Source organism: uncultured Nocardioides sp., assembly GCF_947489365.1.
GTDB lineage: Bacteria > Actinomycetota > Actinomycetes > Propionibacteriales > Nocardioidaceae > Nocardioides.
In genome coordinates this window covers 503,772-523,387 of the sequence record NZ_CANLDB010000003.1, presented here as the reverse complement: position 1 = coordinate 523,387, position 19,616 = coordinate 503,772, and the positions used below count along the sequence as shown (strand labels likewise).

Sequence of the window (19,616 nt, the reverse complement as noted above, 5' to 3'; positions counted from 1 at the left end):
GGACCGGCTGGTGGGCCCGCCCCGCGGGCCCTGTGTGCGGCCGACAAACTACCAGCCCCCGGGCCCCGGCCCGGCCGGTGCACGGGCGGCTAGGGTCGCCGGGTGGACCCTCTGCTCGTCATCACCAACTCCGGGGCGGGCACCGCGGCCGAGGAGAACCTCGAGCAGGCGCTGGCCGTGCTGCGGGCCGAGGCGTCCGTCGAGGTCGCCGAGACGAGCGGACCCGGGGAGCTGGACGGCGTCCTGCACCGCGCGGGTTCCCGCTGGATCGTCGTCGCCGGGGGCGACGGGAGCCTCCACGCCGTCGTGTCGGCCCTCTACCGCCGCAACGAGCTGCGCGACGCGACGATCGGGGTCCTGCCGCTCGGCACCGGCAACGACTTCGCCCGCCACGTCTCGATCCCGCTGGAGCCCGCCGACGCGGCCCGCGTGATCCTCGCCGGCAAGGGCCGCCCCACCGACCTCATCGTCGACGAGGTCGGGGAGATCGTCGTCAACAACGTCCACGTGGGCGCGGGCGCCCAGGCCAGCCGCCGCGGCAGCCGCTGGAAGACCCGGCTCGGCGCGATCGGCGTCGGGAAGGTCAACCTCGGCAAGCTCGGCTACCCGATCGGCGCCGCGCTCGCCGCGTTCCGGCCGCCGTTCCGGCGCCTGCACGTCGAGATCGACGGCGTCACCGTCAACGACCTCCACCAGCCGGTCCTCATGGTCGCCGTCGGCAACGGCGCCACCGTCGGCGGGGGCACCAGCCTCACCCCGGCCGCGGACACCACCGACGGCAAGGTCGACGTCATGGTCTCCCGGGCGATCGGGCCGGTCGCCCGGTTCTCCTACGTCGCCGACCTGGTCCGCCGCCGCCACGCCCAGCGCGAGGACGTGCTCTACCACCGCGGCACCCGCGTCACGATCTCCGGCGAGGAGTTCTGGTGCTCGGCCGACGGCGAGATCTACGGGCCGGAGCGCTCGCGGTCGTGGCGCGTCGAGCCGTCGGCGTACACGCTGATCGTGCCCTGAGCCGCTCCTACAGCCAGCCGCGGCGCGCGGCCTCGACGCCGGCCTGGAACCGTGAGTCCGCCCCCAGCTCGACCATCATGTCGGCGATGCGGCGCCGTACCGTGCGGAGGCTGACGCCCAGCGCCCGCGCGATCTGCTCGTCCTGCACCCCCGCGGCGAGCTGCTGGACGACGAACCGCCGCAGGTCCGGTCGCGCCACCCCGCGCTCCAGCCCGGGCACGGGCAGCGCCCGCTCCCAGTAGGCGTCGAACAGCAGCGAGCAGGCCTGGACCACCGACAGCTGGCGGACGAGGAGCCGCGGCTCGTCGGCCCGGCCGAGTGGTTCGGGCAGGACGGCGTGGGTGTCGCCGATGACGATCAGCCGGGTCGGCAGGTCGGCGACGATCCGGATCTCCTCCCCCACCTCCGAGCGCCGGCGCAGCGTGTCCGGCGCCTCGTGCAGCGCCCGCGCAGGGTAGATCGCCCGGGAGACCCGCCCGCCGGCGACCGCCAGCCCCACGATCTCGGCCATGGCGTCCTCGCGGGGCCGCCGGAACTGGTCCGGGCGGAACCACCGCAGGTCCCCGGTGCTGCGCTCGACGAGGTCCTTGAGCAGGGCGACCGGGTTGCCGCCGCGGGACACCTCGCCGTCCAGCGCTCCCAGGACGTCCAGGGCACGGGGGTCGGGACGGCTCGTCGACGCGTTCAGCGCACCCATCGCCCCGGTCAGCGCCTCGAGCCGCCGCTGCGCCGACGCGGCGTCCTCGGCCCAGTCGGTGAGCAGGTGGTGCACGACCTCGCTGGGCGTGCGGACCACGACGTGGCCGTCCTGGACGACGACCGCCCCGCACGACGACAGCGGTTCCAGGACGTCGGGCATCTCGTCGGCGGTGACCCCCAGCAGCCCGGCGACGACCTCGACCGAGGAGCCGCTCATCCCGAGCACCCGCTCGTAGGTCCGCTGGGCGGCCTTCGACACCCCGATCGCCGACAGGACCGGGGACTCGCGCGACGTCATGGGTGGCAACTTAGTGACAGCGGCCTTTCTGAGCCAGTTCACAGGGTGCGGGGGGTGGGAGGATTGACGCAACGCCGTTCTGTCCGGTCACACCGCGGGGGATGAGACTGGACGTGGGTTGATCGACATCGGGGGATGGGATCGCCACGGCGCACGGGCGTCGGAGCCACCAGCAGGGATGGCTCCGGCGCCTTCTCCTTGCGTCCACCATCTACTGGCAGGTTCCTGCCGTCCCGTCAGTCCCGCCAGAACAGGTGGTGGACGACGCCGCTCGGGCTGGGCACGACCTCGTGGTGGTAGCGGTCCTCCAGGTCGGCCGGCGCGTCCCACAGGCGTGCGCCGCGCCCGAGGTGGACCCCCGGGTTCACGGCGACGTGCAGCGTGTCGACCAGCCCGGCGTCCAGGAACGACCGCACCGTCGTGGCCCCACCCCCGAGGCGCACGTCCCTGCCGCCGGCGGCGGCGCGTGCCCGGTCGAGCACGACCGCGGGCTCGGCGTCGGTGAAGTGGAACGTCGTCGCCCCGAGCGCGAACGACGGCCGCGGGTGGTGGGTGACGACGAACACCGGTGTCCCGAAGGGCGGCTCGTCACCCCACCAGCCCTGCCAGTCGTGGTTCTCCCAGGGGCCGGTCTGGGGGCCGAACTTCCCGCGTCCCATGATCTCGGCGCCGATGCTCCGCCCGAAGTCGCGGGTCATGTAGTCGTCGAGGCCACGGCTGCCACCCGGATCCGTCCGGTTCGGCCAGCTCGCGGTGGCGCCCGCCCAGGCGAACAGCTCCGCGGGGTCGGCGTGCCCGAACGGCCGCTCGAGGCTCTGGCCCTCCCCGGCGCCGAAGCCGTCGGCGGAGACCGTCAGGTTGTGGACGCGCAGCAGCTGGCTCATGGGAGGACGGACCGCGGCGGCCCTGCGAACTCATCGCCGCGTGCGTCCGGGCCGACTCGGCGTCCCCGGGGCGTGCGTCCGGGCCGACTCGGCGACTACCGACCCTCGGGGCGCAGGTGGGGGAAGAGGATGGTGTCGCGGACGCCGGTGGTGCGCTCGGCGGTGCCGGTGAACAGGGCGAGCAGCCGGTCGATGCCGAGGCCCATGCCGCCCATGGGCGGGGCGCCGTACTCGAGGGCGCGGAGGAAGTCCTCGTCGAGCGCCATCGCCTCGGGGTCGCCGCCGGCGGCCAGGAGCGACTGCGCCTCCAGGACCTCCCGCTGGACGACGGGGTCGACGAGCTCGGAGAACGCCGTCCCCCGCTCGACGCCGGCGACGATGAGGTCCCACGCCTCGATCAGGCCGGGCTCGCTGCGGTGGCGCCGGGCCAACGGCTGGGCGGACGGCGGGTAGTCGCAGAGGAACGTCGGCTGCAGCAGGGTCGGCTCGACGAGCTCGGACAGCAGCTCGAGCACGAGCTTCTCCGCGCCCCACGCCGGGTCGACCTCGACGTCGTGGGCGTCGGCGAGTGCGCGGAGCCGCTCGGCGGAGGTCTCGGGCGTGACCTCCTCGCCCACCGCCTCGGAGACGCCGGTGTAGACGGGCAGCCAGCGCCACTCGCCGTCCAGGTCCACGACGCCGGCGGGGGTCTGGACCTGGCGGGTGCCGTCGGGCGAGATCGCGTCGGCCACGGCGAGGAACAGCCGCCTCGTCAGGTCGGCCATCGTGTGCTGGTCGCCCCACGCCTGGTAGGCCTCCAGCATCGTGAACTCGGGGCTGTGGGTGGCGTCGACGCCCTCGTTGCGGAAGATCCGCCCGATCTCGAAGACCCGGTCGACGCCGCCGACGACGGCCTTCTTGAGGTTCAGCTCGAGCGCGATGCGCAGCGTCATCGGCTGGTCGAACGCGTTCATGTGCGTGCGGAACGGCCGCGCCGCGGCGCCGCCGTGGATCAGCTGCAGGACGGGCGTCTCGATCTCGAGGTAGCCGTCGTCCTCGAGCGTGCGGCGGACGGCGCGGACCGCGGCGGCGCGCGTGCGGACCATCGCGCGGGCCTCGTCGCGGACGATGAGGTCGGCGTACCGCTGCCGGACCCGGACCTCCTCGGACAGCTCGCGGTGCAGCACGGGCAGCGGACGCAGGGCCTTGGAGGCCATCGTCCAGCCGGTGGCCATCACGGAGAGCTCCCCGCGGCGCGAGCAGATCACCCGTCCGGTCACCGACACGTGGTCGCCGAGGTCGACGTCCGCCTTCCAGGCGGCGAGGGCGTCCTCGCCCACCTCGACGAGGCTGAGCATGACCTGCAGGCGGGGGGCGAGGTCGTCGGCGACCTCGAGCCCGAGACCCTCCTGGAGGGTGGCGAAGCAGAGCTTGCCGGTGTTGCGGACGAACACGACGCGGGCGGCGACCGAGACGACGTCCTGGGTCTCCTCCCCCGCCTCGAGGTGGCCCCAGCGCTCCCGCACCTCGCGCAGCGAGTGGGTGCGCTCGACGACGACGGGGTAGGCCTCGCGACCCGCCTCGAGCAGGCGCGCGCGCTTCTCGCGACGCACCCGGATCTGCTCGGGGGTGTCGTCGGAGACGGCGTCGGGGGTCGGCTCGGCGGGCGTGTCACTCACGCGGGCGAAACTACCGGGCGCCTCCGGCGGCCGCGGTCTCAGCCCAGCAGTGCGTCGTACGCCGGACGGCTGGTCTCGGCGAGGAAGTCGGCGCAGCGGTTCCACTCGTCGGTCTCGCCGATGTCGCGGGCGGCGAGCGCGAGCAGCGCCATGCAGCGCAGGAAGCCGCGGTTGGGCTCGTGCTCCCACGGCACGGGGCCGTGGCCCTTCCAGCCGCTGCGGCGCAGCATGTCGAGGCTGCGGTGGTAGCCGACGCGGGCGTAGGCGTACACGGTGACGTCGTCGGCGCCGGCGTCCTTGGCCGACTGCGCGAGGGTCGCCCAGGCGAGCGGGGACGCGGGGTGCTCCCGGACGACCTGCTCAGGGGTCTCGCCGGCCTCGATCAGGTCGGCGGCGGGGTCGGGGGGCAGGTGGACGGGCGGGGGCCCGGCCATCAGGTCGGCGTGCGGCATGCCGCAAGCCTCTCAGACGACCGGGCCCCCGCCCTCACTCCGCCCTCGCCGTCAGTTCGGGAACAGCTGACGGTCCGGTGTGCAGGTGCTGCCGTTGCGGACGAGCTTGCGGGAGATGAAGTACTCCCGGTACGCCTCGGTGACGCAGGAGCTCTCGCCCAGGTTGCCGTGGCCGTAGCCGTCGTAGAACAGCATCGACGAGCCGGTGAACACCTTGTTGGCGCGTCGGGCGCCGCGCACCGAGGTGGCGGGGTCGTAGTTGTTGCCGACGATCAGCAGCGGCGTCGAGGTGGTGGTGTACCACCCGCCCCGGAAGGAGTCCGAGCCGTCGCCGATGCCCTGCTTCGCGCAGGGCGACGACGCCCAGGACCACAGCGGACCGAACCACGGCGACGGGCCGGTGGCGGCGGCCGCCTCGACCCAGGCCTGCGGGTCGCGCGGGTTGCGGGTGTCGCTGCAGCCCACGGCCTGGAAGGCGACGCCCGCGCCGTAGCGGCGGTCCGCCGTCGCGACCGGGGTCGTGGAGACCGCGGGCGCGGTGGCGGCGACCGGGCTGGCGTACGGGCCACGGCGCTCCCGCTCCGCCACGAGGTCCTCGTAGTCCTCCCACTCGTCCGCCAGCTCGCGGGCCTTCGCCGAGCGGGCCGCCGCGGGCGGAGCGTCGACGAACGTCGCGTGCAGCTCGGCGAGGTAGCTGAAGAACGGCTGGATCTCGGCGGCGGCATAGAGCACGGACAGCGCCGTGCTCACCAGGTCCTGCTCGCGGACGCGGAAGCCCGGCTCGCCGTCCTCGCCGGGGAAGACGATCTCCCCGTCACGGGCGGCCTGGAGCAGCTCGCGCCACTTCGTGGACGACGAGGGCGCGAGGTCGCACCGGCTCTCGCCCACGCGGTCGCACTCGGCGAACGCGGTGGTGAGGGCGCGGTAGGCGCCCTGGCCGCTGCGCAGGCGCCACGTGAACGGACGCAGCGGGGGCTTCTTCGGGCCCTTCGACCAGGAGATCGGGTCGAGGACCGCGTCGATGGTCAGCGCGCGGATGTTCCTCGGGAACAGCGCGGCGTAGGTCTGGCCGAGGTAGGTGCCGTAGGAGACGCCGTAGTAGTTGAGCTTGCCCTGGCCCAGCGCACGGCGGAGGAGCTCCATGTCGCGGGCGTTGTCGGCGGTCGACATGTGGTCGACGATCGGCGGCGCGCCCTGGTCGCAGAGGCTGCGGAGCGCGTCGTCGGCGCGGAACTGGCGGCGCACCTGGGCGTCGGTGATCGGGTAGGCGAGGTTCGTGAAGGGCGCCGTGTCGGCGGTGCCCCGGCAGACGGCCTGCTTGCTGCCGCCGACCCCGCGGGGGTCGACACCGATGACGTCGAAGCGGCGGTCGACGGCCGGGCTGATCAGCTTGCCGGCGACCGTGGCGAAGCCGCGGGCCTCACCGCCGGGGCCGCCGGGGTTCACGAACAGGCTGCCGATGCGGTTCTTCGGCTGCTTCGCCCGCCACTTGAGAACGGCCAGCGGCGTCGTGCGCCCGCGCGGGTTGTCGTAGTCCAGCGGCACCTGCACGGTCGCGCACTGGGCGCGGGCCGGGCTGTTCCTGCCGCAGCTGCCCCAGCGGATCGTGGGCGTCCTCGCCTCACCGACCCCCTGGGCCGCGGCGCGGGCGGCCGCGGTCTGGCTGGGCTCCTGCGACCGCGGCGCCTCGAACGTCAGCGCGTCGCCGCCGCCCGGCTCCTCCGCGGACGCCGCGCCGGTGACTCCTGGTGCGAGTGAGGCGGCGAGGAGGCCGGCCAGCAGACCGGCCCCCCACCGCGCGACGGTTCTCCCCCGAGTGATCTGTGTCATACCGGGCAACCTAGGGCTATCCACGGACGCCGCGCGAGGGCGCCACGCCGGGCTTCCGGCGAACTATGTGCGAGGGGGAGGTGACCAGCAGGGCGGCTCAGCCGCTGACGGACGTCCCTGCGGAGCGCAGGTTCTCGCAGGCCTCGACGACGCGGGCGGACATGCCGGCCTCGGCGGCCTTGCCCCACGCGCGGGGGTCGTAGACCTTCTTGTTGCCGACCTCCCCGTCGATCTTCAGCACGCCGTCGTAGTTGGCGAGCATGTGGCCGGCGACGGGCCGGGTGAAGGCGTACTGGGTGTCGGTGTCGACGTTCATCTTGATAACGCCGAAGTCGACCGCGGCGCCGATCTCCTCGGCGGTGGAGCCGGACCCGCCGTGGAAGACGAGGTCGAACGGCTTCGACCCGGCGTCCAGGCCGAGCTCGGCGACGACGGCCTCCTGGGCCTTCTGGAGGATCTCGGGGCGCAGCTTGACGTTGCCGGGCTTGTAGACGCCGTGGACGTTGCCGAACGTCAGCGCGGTCAGGTAGCGGCCCTTCTCGCCGGTGCCGAGCGCGCGGACGGTGGCCAGCGCGTCGTCCGTGGTCGAGTAGAGCTTGTCGCCGGACCCGCCCTCGACGCCGTCCTCCTCGCCGCCGACCACACCGACCTCGATCTCGAGGACGATCTTCGCCGCGGCCGCGCGGGCCAGCAGGTCCTCGGCGATCTCGAGGTTCTCGTCCAGCGGCACGGCCGAGCCGTCCCACATGTGCGACTGGAACAGCGGGTTCTCGCCCCGGTCGACGCGGTCGCGCGAGAGGTCGAGCAGCGGGCGGACGAAGCCGTCGAGCTTGTCCTTCGGGCAGTGGTCGGTGTGCAGCGCGATGTTGACCGGGTAGGCGCGGGCGACCTCGTGGGCGAAGAGCGCGAACGCCGTCGAGCCGACCACCATGTCCTTCACGCTCGGGCCGGAGAGGTACTCGGCGCCGCCCGTGGAGACCTGGATGATGCCGTCGGAGCCGGCGTCCGCGAAGCCCTTGAGCGCCGCGTTCAGGGTCTGCGACGAGGAGACGTTGATGGCGGGGTAGGCGAACTGGTTCTTCTTCGCCTTGTCCAGCATCTCGGCGTACACCTCGGGGGTGGCGATCGGCATGGTGCGGCTCCTTCGGCGCGGTGGGGCAGGTCGGATCTCGCTGCTGCGGCGACCCTACTCAGTCGGGGGCGGGCGTGGGACCGCCGTTCACCGGTGCTGTCGGCGGCTGCCGCCGTGCCAGTCGTCGACCGCCCCGACGTCGTCGGGGCTCACGCCGAACGACGCCAGCTGCGGACGCTCGCGCAGGCTGCGCTTGAGCTCGGTGAAGCCGCCGAAGCGGGCGAGGGCGACGACGTGCTCCCACAGCTCGAGGGCCTCCTCGTCGCCGGGCAGGCGGCTGATGACCGGGCCGAAGAAGCCGGTGCCCCCGTCGGCTGCGTCGGGCTCGACGTGCAGGATCGGGGTCCCGACGTCCTTGCCGGTCAGCGCGAGCGCCTCGTCGGTCTCGGCCTGCAGGGCGGCGTCCCGCGCCTCGTCGTCGAGGGCGTCGACGAGCTCGGCGGGCAGGCCGACCTCCTCGAGCAGCGGCCCGACCAGCGGGGCCGTGCCCCGGAAGCCGGCGTCGAGGTCGGCGCTGTCGGCAGCCTCGAAGATCCGCCGGCCGTACGCCGCGTGGAGCCGCTCGACCGCGTCGTTGCCGTGCTCGGCCCGGACGCGGTGCAGCAGCCGCAGCACCCGCAGCCCTGCGGTGTGCCCGGCCTCGTAGTCGGCGGGGAACTGCGCGTCGTAGTCGACGTGGGCGTTGAGCAGCCGCAGCGAGATGAATCGCCACTCGACGTCGTAGTCGCGCTGCGCGGCGACGGTGCGGACCCAGCGGGACGTGAGCCAGGCGAAGGGGCAGACGGGGTCGAGGTAGAAGCGCAGGTCGGTCACGCTGACGAGCCTGGCACGGCCGCCGGAACGGCCCCTCCGCTGGTCGAGCAGCAGACGGGTGCAGCGAGTCCGCGTCGTCGAGACCCGGTCAGACCACCCGCCCCCCGCTGGTCGAGCAGCAGACGGGTGCAGCGAGTCCGCGTCGTCGAGACCCGGTCAGACGCCCAGCCGACCGGCCACCCGCTGGTCGAGCAGCAGACGAGCGCAGCGAGTCCGCGTCGTCGAGACCCGGTCAGACCACCCGCCCCCCGCTGGTCGAGCAGCAGACGGGTGCAGCGAGTCCGCGTCGTCGAGACCCGGTCAGACGCCCAGCCGACCGGCCACCCGCTGGTCGAGCAGCAGACGAGCGCAGCGAGTCCGCGTCGTCGAGACCCGGTCAGACGACCAGCCGCGTCGAGTGGCGATCGGGAGCGGCGGCGCCCGCAGCCGTACGGCGTCGAGTCGCCTGGGGCTGCACGGAGGGACACAGTTCGCCTCGGCGGTGGGTGCGCCGGCGCGGCCTGGTGCGGTGTGAGGCGGCGAAGGAGCCCACCTGGCGTCGAACTGTGTCGGCTCGTGCACGGTCGAGGGGGTCGCGGGCGTTGTCCACCGCGGCTCGGTGAGCCGCAGGGTCAGTCCCCTGAGGTCCTGCTGTCCGGCAAGGTCCGGGACGACAGTTCCTCAGGCGAGTACCGGGGCGAACCCGCCCGGCTGTGGACGAGCGGTACTCCGTGACGTCTCGCACGAGCTCAGACCCGCAGTTGGTGCATATCGTCACGGAGTACCGCGACCACGGCTCCCGACCGTGAACGGGACCACGCGGACCACACATCCAGCGCAAGAGCCCGACTCGACGCCCCTCAGCTGCGCAGACGTGCCGACTCGACGCCCTCGGGCTGCGCAGACGCGCCGACTCGAGGCCAGCTCTCGTCTCGCAGGCCTCGTCCCTCGGTCGCGGCGGTGTGCCTGGGTACCGTCCCCGCGTGACCCCGAGGACGAGCACGCGCTCCACCGGCCTGGACGTCGAGCCGGACGTCGCCTGGGCGACCGTGGCCGACGGCAGCGCCGGCCCGCGGTGGTACCTGGACACGATCCCGTTCCGCTTCCGCGACGCCCTCGACCGCCTCGCCGGCGGGCAGGACCGCGGGCATCCCGCGCCCGGCGGCGCCGAGCTGCGGACCGGTGACCGCGCCGGCTTCTGGCTGGTCCGCGACGCCGACCGCTCGCGCCGGCGGCTCGTCATGGAGGCGACCGTGCGGGCGCCGGGCCGGGTCACCTTCACCACCGAGGTCACGCCCGTCGTGACCGGTGGGTGCGAGCTGACGCAGTCGGTCCGGTTCGACCCCGCGGGGCTCCTCGGCGTCACCTACCTCGTCGTCGACCTGCCGGCCCGCGAGGTGCTCATGGAGTGGGTCCACCGGCGCACCTGCGCCGACGTCTCGCGCGCCGCCGGCCGGGCGGGCGGCGTCAGCCGCGCTCCGCGATCGTCCTGATCGCCGCGAGGGTGGCGGGGATGCCGGCGTGGGCCTGCGCGGCGCGGTCGGCGACCTGCGCGTCGGCGTCGTCGCCGAACCTCTCGCGGAACATCGCGAGGCCCGCGGGCAGGAACTCCCAGGTCTCCGTCAGCTCCGTGCCGCCGCCGGCACCCGGCGCGATCTCGTAGCCCCACCGGACGTAGGCCCCGCCGACGAGCCACGCGAACGACCGCCCCGGGGTGGCCTCGACGACCTGGGAGCGGGTGTCCCAGACCCGGCCGGCGTGCTCGTTGTGGCCGGTGAACCATGCACCCACCACCGGGCCGTCGTACGGCTCCTCCCAGGCGCACGCGGTGCAGACGGGACTCCACTCGCCGGTGCGCTCGACGCTGGTGACCAGGTCCCACACCGCCTCCGGGCTCGCGTCGATCGTCACGGACTCGCGGTGGGTCAGCTCCGGGGTGCTCACGGGGCGACCGTACGACGACCCTCAGCCGGGAGGCGGCCCGGCGTGGGCCCGGACCCACGCGTGCATCGCGATCGCGGCCGCGGCGGAGGCGTTGATCGAGCGGGTGGAGCCGTACTGGGCGATCGAGAAGGTGCCGTCGACCACGCCCCGCGCCTGGTCCGACAGACCGGGCCCCTCCTGCCCGAACAGCAGGCACACCTCGCGGGGCAGGTCCGCGGACTCCAGCGGCAGCGAGCCGGGCAGGTTGTCGATGCCCCACAGCGGGACGCCGTCCCCCAGCCCCGCGAGGTAGGCCCCCAGCGCGGGGACGTCGGGGTGGTGACGCACGTGCTGGTAGCGGTCCGTGACCATCGCGCCGCGCCGGTTCCAGCGCCGGTTGCCCACGACGTGCACCTCGGCGGCGAGGAACGCGTTGGCGGAGCGGACGATCGTGCCGATGTTGAAGTCGTGCTGCCAGTTCTCGATCGCGACGTGGAACCCGTGCCGGCGGGTGTCGAGGTCGGCGACGATGGCGTCCATCCGCCAGTAGCGGTAGCGGTCGACGACGTTGCGCCGGTCGCCGTCGCGCAGCAGCCCCTCGTCGTACTGCTCACCGACGGGGAGGTCGCCCTCCCAGGGACCGACGCCGACCTCGGGCGGGCCGTGCGGCATCGGGTCGTACGGCGCCCGCTCGTCGTCCCGTCCGTCTCCCCGGTCGTCCGACCCGGTGGGGTCAGCCACGCGCGGCGTCGAGCTGCGCCTTCGTGAGCACGGGCCGGACCTCGAGGCCGACGTCGGCGAGCGGGTCCTCGTCGGCGGGGCTGCGGTCGATCGCGCAGACCACGACCTCGACGACCGCGCCCGCCTCGCGCAGCGCCCGGGTGGCGTCGCGGACCGCGCCGCCGGTGGTGATGACGTCCTCCACCAGGGTCACGCGGCGCCCGGCCACGTCGGGGCCCTCGGCGAGCTTCGCGGTGCCGTACTCCTTGGCCTTCTTCCGCACGAACAGCGCGGGCAGCAGCGTGCGCGCGGACACGGCGGTGGCGATCGGGACGCCGCCGAGCTCGAGACCGCCGAGGAGGTCGGTGCCCTCGGGCACGAGCGGCACCATGGCGTCGGCGACCCGCGCGAGCAGGGCCGGGTCGGACTCGAAGAGGTACTTGTCGAAGTACTCGCTGCTGACCTGTCCGGAGCGGAGGGTGAACTCCCCGCTCAGGCGGCAGACGGCGTCGACGTCACGGGCGAGCTGGTCGTCGGTCACGGTCGAGAAGCCTAGGGGTCCCGCTCAGGCGGCGCGCCTGTGGCGGAGGGAGCGGACCCGGTTGACCAGCCACCAGGCGAGGAGCGCCACGGTGACGCCGATGACGACGTACTGGACGACGCCCATGACCGGCTCGATCGCCTCCCAGTTCTCACCGAGGTAGAAGCCGAGCAGCACGAAGATCGTGTTCCAGATCAGGCTGCCCGCCAACGTGAGGCCGAGGAACTGCAGCACGGGCATCCGCTCGATGCCGGCCGGGATCGAGATGAGGCTGCGGAAGATCGGGATCATCCGCCCGAAGAACACCGCCTTGCGGCCGTGACGGCCGAACCACGCCTCGGTCTTCTCGAGGTCCTCGGTCTTGACCAGCGGCATCCGCTCCCAGACCCAGTACATCCGCTGGCGACCGAACGCCGCGCCGATGTAGTACAGGATCAGCGCGCCGACGACCGAGCCGGCGGTGGTCCAGAACAGGGCCGAGGCCAGCGTGAAGTCGCCCTGGCTGGCGGTGAAGCCCGCGAGCGGCAGGATGATCTCGCTCGGGATCGGGGGGAAGAGGTTCTCCAGCGCCACGATGAGGCCCGCGCCCACGGCGCCGAGGCGCTCCATCAGGTCGACGGCCCAGCCGGCGACGCCGCCCAGGTCCTGGCCCGAGGGGTCTGCCGCGTGGGCCAGCGCTGAGATCACCCGGGCGAGGCTACCGGGGGGTCGTGGTCACCGGGCGGGGGCGGAGGCCGCCGTCGCCGCCTCCCGGGGACGGCTGTCGACGAGGACGCCGAACGCCACCATCCGCTCGGTGGTCTCGAAGACCGAGGCGCAGGTGGTGAGCGTCAGCAGCCGCTGCCCCGCGCGCTGCTCCGGCTCGATGCCTCCCTCGTCGGGGTTGTCGGGCACCTCGTCGACGACCCAGTAGTCCTCCATGCCGACCACGAGGTCGTCCCCGCCGTTGGTCAGCCGGTAGGTGTACCGGGTGGACGCGGTGTCGACGATCACCTCGTCGCCGGGCTGGAGCTCGGGCATGTGTCGCAGCGGCTCGCCGTGCGTCACCCGGTGGGCCGCGATCGCGTAGTTGCCGCGCTCCCCGGGCCCGACGGCCTCCGTGAAGTGACCGTAGCCCGAGGCGAGGACGTCGTCGCCGACGCCCTCCAGGACGGGGACGGCGTAGTCGTCGCCGAACCGCGGGATCCGCACCACCGCGTCGGCCTCGCCGCCGTCGACCTGCGCGACGCGGCGTCCGGCCTCCCAGTCGCGCTCGAGCTCGTCGACGACGTCGCCGTGCCGCTGCTGGGAGACGTACGTCGTCCCCCACATCTCCCAGCCGTACCAGCCCAGCGTGGCCAGACCGGCGAGCACGAGCACCGCGCCGAGCATCCTCATGGGCTGGTCCTGACCACGTCCCGAGGCTAACCGCGCCACGGGGGCGTGTGGTTGGGTTCGAGGAATGGACGCCCCGCTCACCGCATCCCGCCTGGACGGCATCGCGCCGACGATCTTCACGCGCATGTCCGCGCTGGCGGTGAGCACCGGCTCCGTCAACCTGGGTCAGGGCTTCCCGGACGCCGACGGTCCCGAGGCGGTCCGCGAGGCCGCGGTCCAGGCGCTGCGGACCGGGTCGAACCAGTACGCGCCCGGCATCGGCCTGCCCGCGCTGCGCCAGGCGGTCGCGGCCCACCAACGGCGCCACTACGGCATCGGGCTCGACCCGGACACCGAGGTCGTCGTGACGACCGGGGTGACCGAGGGGGTGGCGGCGGCGGTCCTCGGACTCGTCGAGCCAGGCGACGAGGTCGTCGTGATCGAGCCGTTCTACGACTCCTACCCCGCGATGCTCCAGATGGCGGGCGCCGTACGACGACCGGTCGCGCTGCGTGCCCCGGACTTCCGGCTCGACGTGGCCGAGCTCGAGGCGGCGGTCACCGACGACACCCGCGCGATCCTGCTGAACTCCCCGCACAACCCGACCGGCACCGTGCTCACCCGCACCGAGCTGGAGGCGATCGCGACCCTCGCGCGTCGCCACGACGTGCTGGTGATCGCCGACGAGGTCTACGAGCACCTCGTCTTCGACCACCACGAGCACGTCCCGATCTCGACGCTGCCCGGCATGGCGGAGCGGACCCTGACGCTGTCGAGCGTCGGCAAGTCGTGGTCGCTGACCGGCTGGAAGGTCGGCTGGGCCACCGGGCCCGCCGCGCTGGTGCGGGCCGTGCTCGACGCCAAGCAGTGGCTGACCTTCACCTCCGGCGCCCCGCTGCAGCCCGCGGTGGCCGTCGCGCTGGACTCCCACGACCACTGGCCGAAGGAGCTCGCCCGCGACCTCGCCTCACGCCGCGACCTGCTGGTGGAGGGCCTGGCCGCGGTCGGTCTGCCCGCCCGCCCCGCCGAGGGCACCTACTTCGAGCTCACCGACGTCGCCGGCCTGGGCTGGGACGACGCGGAGACCTTCTGCGCCGCGCTGCCGCAGCGGGCCGGCGTCGTGGCGATCCCCCTGCCGATCTTCTACGACCGGCCCGACGCGCCCGGGGGCGGTCGGACCCTGGTCCGCTGGACCTTCTCCAAGGACCGCGCGGTGATCGAGGAGGGCCTCGAGCGTCTCGCCCGCGCCGACCTGACCGCCTGACCTACCGCCAGGGCCCCTGCTGCGCCTGCTGCCCCTGCTGCGCGACGCGGGCGAACCAGGCGTTCGAGGCGGGCACCCACAGGCACACCACGACCGCCAGCGGCATGGCGAGCGCCAGCACCGGGAGCAGGACCAGCAGCGGGGACGACCCGCCGTCCAGCAGCGCGGCCAGGGACGCGAACGTGCCGACGAGCCCGGCGAGGACGGCGACCCCGTCCCACGCCGTCAGGACCACCCGCGCCACGCTCCCGCCGCGCAGCACGCGCGCCCCGAGGAACACGTGCAGCGCGCTGAGCAGCACCCCGACGGCCACGACCACGACCCCGGCGACGAGGGCGATCGGCGACACCTGGTCGGTCTCCGCGCCGCCCTTGCTCTGCGCCAGCGCGTCGATGAAGAAGCCGAGGGCGACCACCAGGCCGCCGACCAGCAGCGTCGCCAGGACCCCGAAGATCCCGAGCAGCACCGCGAGGACACCCCCGGTCGTCACCGCGCCGGGACGCGGGTCGACCCACGGCGCTCCGGAGCCCGACACGGTCGGTCCTACCAGCCCTGCGGGCCGCCGACGTACGGCGCACCGCCGTACGGGCCGCCGTGGGGACCGCCGGGACCGGGTCCGTACCCGCCCTTCGCGGCCGTCCGGCGGGCGAACCAGTCGTTCGCCCCGCCCGTGAAGAGCAGGACCACGGTCGCGATCGCGGCGACGAGGGGCAGGATCGCGACGATCGAGGCGAGCCACGTGAACGCCGCCAGCGAGGACAGGACGGTCAGCAGGATCCGCCCCGGGTTGCTGCGGCGCAGCACGAGGACGCCGGCGAACACTCCCAGCGCCCCCACGCCCATCAGCAGCAGGACCATCACGATGACGACGCCGGCCGTGGCGTCGCTGGAGTCACCGACGTCGGTCACGAAGTCCTCGTAGCCCGCCAGGGCGGCGGAGAGGAAGACGACGCAGAACAGCGCCCACAGGGCCGAGAACGCGATCCCGAGCCACCCGGCGACCGAGACCGAGGTGGGCCGCCGGTCGTCCTCGGCCGACGTCCCGGGGCCGTAGCCGTACGGCGACGGCTGCTGGCCGTAGCCGTACGACGGCGGGGGCTGCTGGCCGTAGCCGTACGACGGCGGGGGCTGCTGGCCGCCGGGGTTCTGCCACCCGGCGCGGGTGACGTCCTCGTCGCTCACCGGCCCGCCCCTGCGCGGCCGGCGTACCAGGCCCGGACCTCCGGGCGCACCAGGCAGACCAGGGTCAGGACGGTGCCGAGGGTCAGCAGCAGGAAGACGGGGTCCGCAAATCCTGCTAGCAACGAGAGCACGCCTGCGGTCGCTGTGGTGACGACCAGGGCGGTGCGAGCACCGGGTGACCCGCGGAAGGCGAGGACCGCGACGACGATGGCGCCGACTGCCCAGAGGGCCAGGATCCCGCACATCACAGCAATGGCGGTCACGAGCACGCCCTGCGTCAGCCCGGCCTGCTCGAAGGTCTCGGGCTGCTGGGCCCGGGCCTCGGCGAGGAACGGGTCGGGGTTGAGGAGGACCTCGAGGACGCCGCCGACCATGAGCACCGTCACCAGGCCCGAGAACGCCCAGGTGGTCAGGCAGGCGACGAGGACGGCGGGCGGACGCGTGCGCCGGTCCCCCCGCGCCGGGGCGGACGACGGGCTGGCGCCCCACGGCCGGGGCAGCGTGTCGGTCCCCGGCCCGGCGGCCGACCCGGCGGCCGACCCGCCGGTCGACGGTGACGCGCCGTAGCCGGCGTACGGGCGGGCGCCGGTGGCCTCGCCCTCACCCATGGGGCGGGACCAGGGGGCCTCGGAGCGTGGCGGGGCCGGCTCCTGGTGCGCCGACGTGCCCGGGGAGCCGGGCGTCGGCGCGTCGTCGGAGGTCCGGTTCGCGGGTGCCTCGGGCACCTCGCGCGGGGTGCCGTCGAACCAGTCGCGGCTGGGCTTGAGCCAGAGGAAGACCGTCGCGACGGCGACGACGGAGGACAGCAGGCCGCCGGCGACGATGCCCGCCAGGAACAGCGGGACGGCGAGCACGCTCAGCAGCACCCGCGCCGGTCGGTGGCGCCGCAGGGCGTAGACGCCCAGGACCGCCATCGCCGCGGCGCAGCCGCCAGCGACCAGCGCGCTCACGTGGAGCAGCTGCAGGAAGCCCTCGACGGAGATGCCGGAGGTGTCCAGCGGGGGCTCGGCGAGCGTCTCCTCGACCGAGCGGCGGGTGTCCAGGGAGCGGAGCTCGGCCATCGTCGTGAACAGCGAGACCACGAGGAGGACCGACCCGGAGACGATCATCCACCCGCCCAGGGTCGTCTGCGACGGTCGGGCGTCGGTCGTCTGACTCACCCTGTGATCCTCCCATGAGGGTGGGGAGGCTCAGGCCGCACGCACGCTCAGCCCACCCTGCCCGGCGGACCCGCCCGCCTCGTCGACGGCGACGTCCACGGCGACCGTCCCGCCGTCGGAGACCTCGCCCCCGATGAGCAGCCGCGCCAGCGGGTCGCCGATCGCGGACTGCACGAGGCGGCGCAGCGGGCGGGCGCCGTACGCCGGGTCGTAGCCGACGTCGGCCAGCCACCGCTTCGCGGCGTCGGTGACCTCGATCCCGATCCGCCGGACGGCGAGGCGCCGCTCGAGCAGCCCCAGCTGGAGGTCGACGATGCGGGTCAGGTCGTCGCGGGTGAGGGCGTCGAAGGTGACGATCTCGTCGAGCCGGTTGAGGAACTCCGGCTTGAAGGACGCCCGCACCACGCCCATGACCGCCTCCTGGCGGGCCTCGGGCGACAGCATCGGGTCGACCAGGTGGGCCGAGCCCAGGTTGCTGGTGAGGATCAGCAGCGTGTTGCGGAAGTCGACCGTGCGGCCCTGGCCGTCGGTCAGCCGGCCGTCGTCCAGCACCTGCAGGAGGATGTCGAAGACCTCCGGGTGGGCCTTCTCGACCTCGTCGAGCAGGACCACGCCGTACGGGCGGCGCCGGACGGCCTCGGTGAGCTGGCCGCCCTCGTCGTACCCGACGTAGCCGGGCGGGGCGCCGACGAGGCGGGCCACCGAGTGCTTCTCGGAGTACTCGCTCATGTCGACGCGGACGATGGCGCGCTCGTCGTCGAACAGGAAGTCCGCGAGCGCCTTCGCCAGCTCCGTCTTGCCGGTGCCGGTGGGTCCGAGGAAGAGGAACGAGCCCGTCGGGCGGTCCGGGTCGGCGATGCCGGCCCGCGAGCGTCGTACGGCGTCGCTCACCGCGGTGAGCGCCTGGCGCTGGCCGACGAGGCGCTCGCCGAGCACCTCCTCCATCCGCAGCAGCTTCGCCGTCTCGCCCTCGAGCAGCCGGCCGGTGGGGATGCCGGTCCACGCCTCGACGACGTCGGCGACCTGCTCCGCGCCGACCTCCTCGCCGACGAGCGGCTCGATCTCGGCCGCCTGGTCGGCGGCCGCCGCGGCTTCGGCGATCTGCTTCTCCAGCGTGGGGATCTGGCCGTAGAGGATCTCGCTGGCCCGGCCGAGGTCGCCCTCGCGCTGGAGGCGCTCCGCCTCGACGCGGAGCTGGTCCAGCTGCTTGCGGAGCTCGCCCTCGCCCTCGAGGGTCTGACGCTCCCGCTCCCAGCGGGCCTCGAGCGCGCGGAGCTCCTCCTGCTTGTCGGCGAGGTCGGCGCGCAGGGCGGCCAGCCGCTCGACGGAGGCGTCGTCGGACTCCTTCTCCAGCGCGAACTGCTCCATCGTCAGGCGGTCGACCTGGCGGCGCAGGACGTCGATCTCCTCCGGGGAGGACTCGTGCTCCATGCGCAGCCGGCTGGCGGCCTCGTCGATGAGGTCGATGGCCTTGTCGGGCAGCTGGCGGCCCGTGATGTAGCGGTCCGAGAGCTGCGCGGCCGCGACGAGGGCGGCGTCGGTGATGCGGACGCCGTGGTGGGCCTCGTACTTCTCCTGGATGCCGCGCAGGATCTGCACGGTGTCCTCGACGCTGGGCTCGCCGACGTACACCTGCTGGAAGCGGCGCTCCAGCGCCGGGTCGGACTCGATGCGCTCGCGGTACTCGTCGAGCGTCGTCGCGCCGACCATGTGCAGCTCACCGCGGGCGAGCATCGGCTTGAGCATGTTGCCGGCGTCCATCGCGGAGTCGCCGCCGGCGCCCGCGCCGACGACCGTGTGCAGCTCGTCGATGAACGTGATGACCTGGCCGCCGGCGTCCTTGATCTCCTCGAGGACGGCCTTGAGGCGCTCCTCGAACTCGCCGCGGTACTTCGCGCCGGCCACCATCGCCGCGAGGTCGAGGCTGAGCACACGTCGACCCTTGAGGGAGTCGGGGACGTCGCCGTCCACGACGCGCTGGGCGAGGCCCTCGACGACGGCGGTCTTGCCGACGCCGGGCTCGCCGATGAGGACGGGGTTGTTCTTGGTGCGGCGCGAGAGGACCTGGATGACGCGGCGGATCTCGGCGTCCCGGCCGATCACCGGGTCGAGCCTGCCCTCGGCCGCGCTCGCGGTGAGGTCGACGGAGTACTTCTCCAGCGCCTCGTACGTCGACTCCGCGTCGGGGCTGGTCACGCGGCGGTTGCCGCGCATCGCGACGAGCTGCTCGGACAGGCCCTTCCGGTCGAGGCCCGCGGCGGACAGGACGCGCTGCGCCGCGCTCTCGACCGCGGCGAGCGAGACGAGGAGGTGCTCGGTGGCGACGTAGTCGTCCTTCATGGAGCCGGCGAGGTCGAGCGAGGTCGCCAGGACGCGGGTGAACGCCGCGCTGGGCGCGGGCCGCTGCACGGTCGTGCCGCTCGCGCTGGGCAGGCGGCCGACCTCGGACCTCGCTGCGCCGAGCAGTGCCTGCGGGTCGACGCCCGACCGGGTGACCAGGCTGTGCGTGCTGCCCTCGGGGTCGCGCAGCAGGGAGACGAGCAGGTGGACGGGCTCGACGTTGGTGTGGCCCTCGGTGGTCGCCAGGACCTGGGCGCCCTCGATCGCCTCACGACCCTTGGTCGTGAACTTCTCCGCACTGAACTGGCTCATGGCGCCCCCTCACGTGGCTTCGACCGTCGACTACGGAAACTTTAGCGCACTCGACTCAA

The 19,616-nt window shown here is 73.8% G+C and carries 19 protein-coding genes; 3 read left to right on the top strand and 16 right to left on the bottom strand.

Translation table 11 applies throughout. The features are described 5' to 3' along the window. The first annotated feature begins 102 nt into the window (after positions 1–102). A complete protein-coding gene (locus Q0858_RS11635) occupies positions 103–1,014 on the top strand; it encodes a diacylglycerol kinase family protein (protein WP_299054300.1) in 912 nt (303 codons plus the stop codon). Positions 1,015–1,021: 7 nt separating this feature from the next. Here Q0858_RS11635 and Q0858_RS11630 read toward each other — a convergent pair whose 3' ends face one another. From Q0858_RS11630 to Q0858_RS11600, 7 genes are all read right to left on the bottom strand, one after another. Next, complete coding sequence (locus Q0858_RS11630) at positions 1,022–2,011, bottom strand: LuxR C-terminal-related transcriptional regulator (protein WP_299054298.1); 990 nt, start codon at positions 2,009–2,011, stop codon at positions 1,022–1,024. 236 nt (positions 2,012–2,247) lie between these two features. Beyond that, complete coding sequence (locus Q0858_RS11625) at positions 2,248–2,895, bottom strand: dihydrofolate reductase family protein (RefSeq protein ID WP_299054295.1); 648 nt, start codon at positions 2,893–2,895, stop codon at positions 2,248–2,250. A gap of 95 nt (positions 2,896–2,990) precedes the next feature. Next, complete coding sequence (gene lysS, locus Q0858_RS11620) at positions 2,991–4,553, bottom strand: lysine--tRNA ligase (RefSeq protein WP_299054292.1); 1,563 nt, start codon at positions 4,551–4,553, stop codon at positions 2,991–2,993. 38 nt (positions 4,554–4,591) lie between these two features. Further along, positions 4,592–5,005, bottom strand: a complete 414-nt coding sequence (locus tag Q0858_RS11615) for a DUF3151 domain-containing protein (protein ID WP_299054289.1) — start codon at positions 5,003–5,005, stop codon at positions 4,592–4,594. A gap of 51 nt (positions 5,006–5,056) precedes the next feature. Continuing rightward, positions 5,057–6,835, bottom strand: coding sequence for an alpha/beta fold hydrolase (locus Q0858_RS11610; RefSeq protein ID WP_299054287.1), 1,779 nt, complete (start codon positions 6,833–6,835; stop codon positions 5,057–5,059). 97 nt (positions 6,836–6,932) lie between these two features. Next, on the bottom strand, positions 6,933–7,967 hold the full coding sequence (fbaA, locus tag Q0858_RS11605; protein ID WP_299054285.1) for a class II fructose-bisphosphate aldolase: 1,035 nt from the start codon (positions 7,965–7,967) through the stop codon (positions 6,933–6,935). An 87-nt stretch (positions 7,968–8,054) separates the two neighbouring features. Beyond that, positions 8,055–8,780 carry a hypothetical protein gene (locus Q0858_RS11600; RefSeq protein ID WP_299054282.1) on the bottom strand — a complete coding sequence of 242 codons (726 nt, stop codon included), beginning with the start codon at positions 8,778–8,780 and terminating at the stop codon, positions 8,055–8,057. Between the two features lie 962 nt (positions 8,781–9,742). On the opposite strand from Q0858_RS11600, the gene Q0858_RS11595 reads away from it, so the two are divergent. Continuing rightward, a complete protein-coding gene (locus Q0858_RS11595; protein WP_299054279.1) occupies positions 9,743–10,252 on the top strand; it encodes a DUF2867 domain-containing protein in 510 nt (169 codons plus the stop codon). On the opposite strand, the gene Q0858_RS11590 is transcribed toward Q0858_RS11595, so the two are convergent. The 5 genes from Q0858_RS11590 to Q0858_RS11570 form a co-directional block, all read right to left on the bottom strand. Then, on the bottom strand, positions 10,227–10,703 hold the full coding sequence (locus tag Q0858_RS11590) for an SRPBCC family protein (protein WP_299054276.1): 477 nt from the start codon (positions 10,701–10,703) through the stop codon (positions 10,227–10,229). The genes Q0858_RS11595 and Q0858_RS11590 overlap by 26 nt on opposite strands. A gap of 21 nt (positions 10,704–10,724) precedes the next feature. Next, the gene (locus Q0858_RS11585; RefSeq protein ID WP_299054548.1) at positions 10,725–11,354 is read right to left on the bottom strand and encodes a TrmH family RNA methyltransferase; all 630 of its coding nucleotides are present in this window, start codon (positions 11,352–11,354) and stop codon (positions 10,725–10,727) included. Positions 11,355–11,415: 61 nt separating this feature from the next. Next, entirely contained in the window at positions 11,416–11,943 is a 528-nt protein-coding gene (gene pyrE, locus Q0858_RS11580; protein WP_299054273.1) for an orotate phosphoribosyltransferase, read from the bottom strand. 24 nt (positions 11,944–11,967) lie between these two features. Then, complete coding sequence (locus Q0858_RS11575) at positions 11,968–12,630, bottom strand: DedA family protein (RefSeq protein ID WP_299054270.1); 663 nt, start codon at positions 12,628–12,630, stop codon at positions 11,968–11,970. Between the two features lie 27 nt (positions 12,631–12,657). Continuing rightward, entirely contained in the window at positions 12,658–13,320 is a 663-nt protein-coding gene (locus Q0858_RS11570; protein WP_299054268.1) for a class E sortase, read from the bottom strand. A gap of 64 nt (positions 13,321–13,384) precedes the next feature. On the opposite strand from Q0858_RS11570, the gene Q0858_RS11565 reads away from it, so the two are divergent. Beyond that, positions 13,385–14,563 carry a pyridoxal phosphate-dependent aminotransferase gene (locus Q0858_RS11565; protein WP_299054265.1) on the top strand — a complete coding sequence of 393 codons (1,179 nt, stop codon included), beginning with the start codon at positions 13,385–13,387 and terminating at the stop codon, positions 14,561–14,563. Between the two features lies 1 nt (position 14,564). Here the strand turns inward: Q0858_RS11565 and Q0858_RS11560 are convergent, their stop codons facing one another. From Q0858_RS11560 to clpB, 4 genes are read right to left on the bottom strand one after another with little or no spacing between them, the layout of a single operon-like run. Further along, positions 14,565–15,098 (bottom strand): hypothetical protein, encoded by a 534-nt coding sequence (locus Q0858_RS11560; RefSeq protein ID WP_299054262.1) that lies wholly within the window; start codon positions 15,096–15,098, stop codon positions 14,565–14,567. 8 nt (positions 15,099–15,106) lie between these two features. Continuing rightward, positions 15,107–15,745: a hypothetical protein gene (locus Q0858_RS11555; RefSeq protein WP_299054259.1), complete on the bottom strand. Its 639-nt coding sequence runs from the start codon at positions 15,743–15,745 to the stop codon at positions 15,107–15,109. Continuing rightward, positions 15,742–16,905 (bottom strand): hypothetical protein, encoded by a 1,164-nt coding sequence (locus Q0858_RS11550; RefSeq protein ID WP_299054256.1) that lies wholly within the window; start codon positions 16,903–16,905, stop codon positions 15,742–15,744. The genes Q0858_RS11555 and Q0858_RS11550 overlap by 4 nt, the downstream gene beginning before the upstream one ends. 30 nt (positions 16,906–16,935) lie before the next feature. Then, complete coding sequence (clpB, locus tag Q0858_RS11545; protein ID WP_299054253.1) at positions 16,936–19,557, bottom strand: ATP-dependent chaperone ClpB; 2,622 nt, start codon at positions 19,555–19,557, stop codon at positions 16,936–16,938. Between the last annotated feature and the right edge of the window lie 59 nt (positions 19,558–19,616).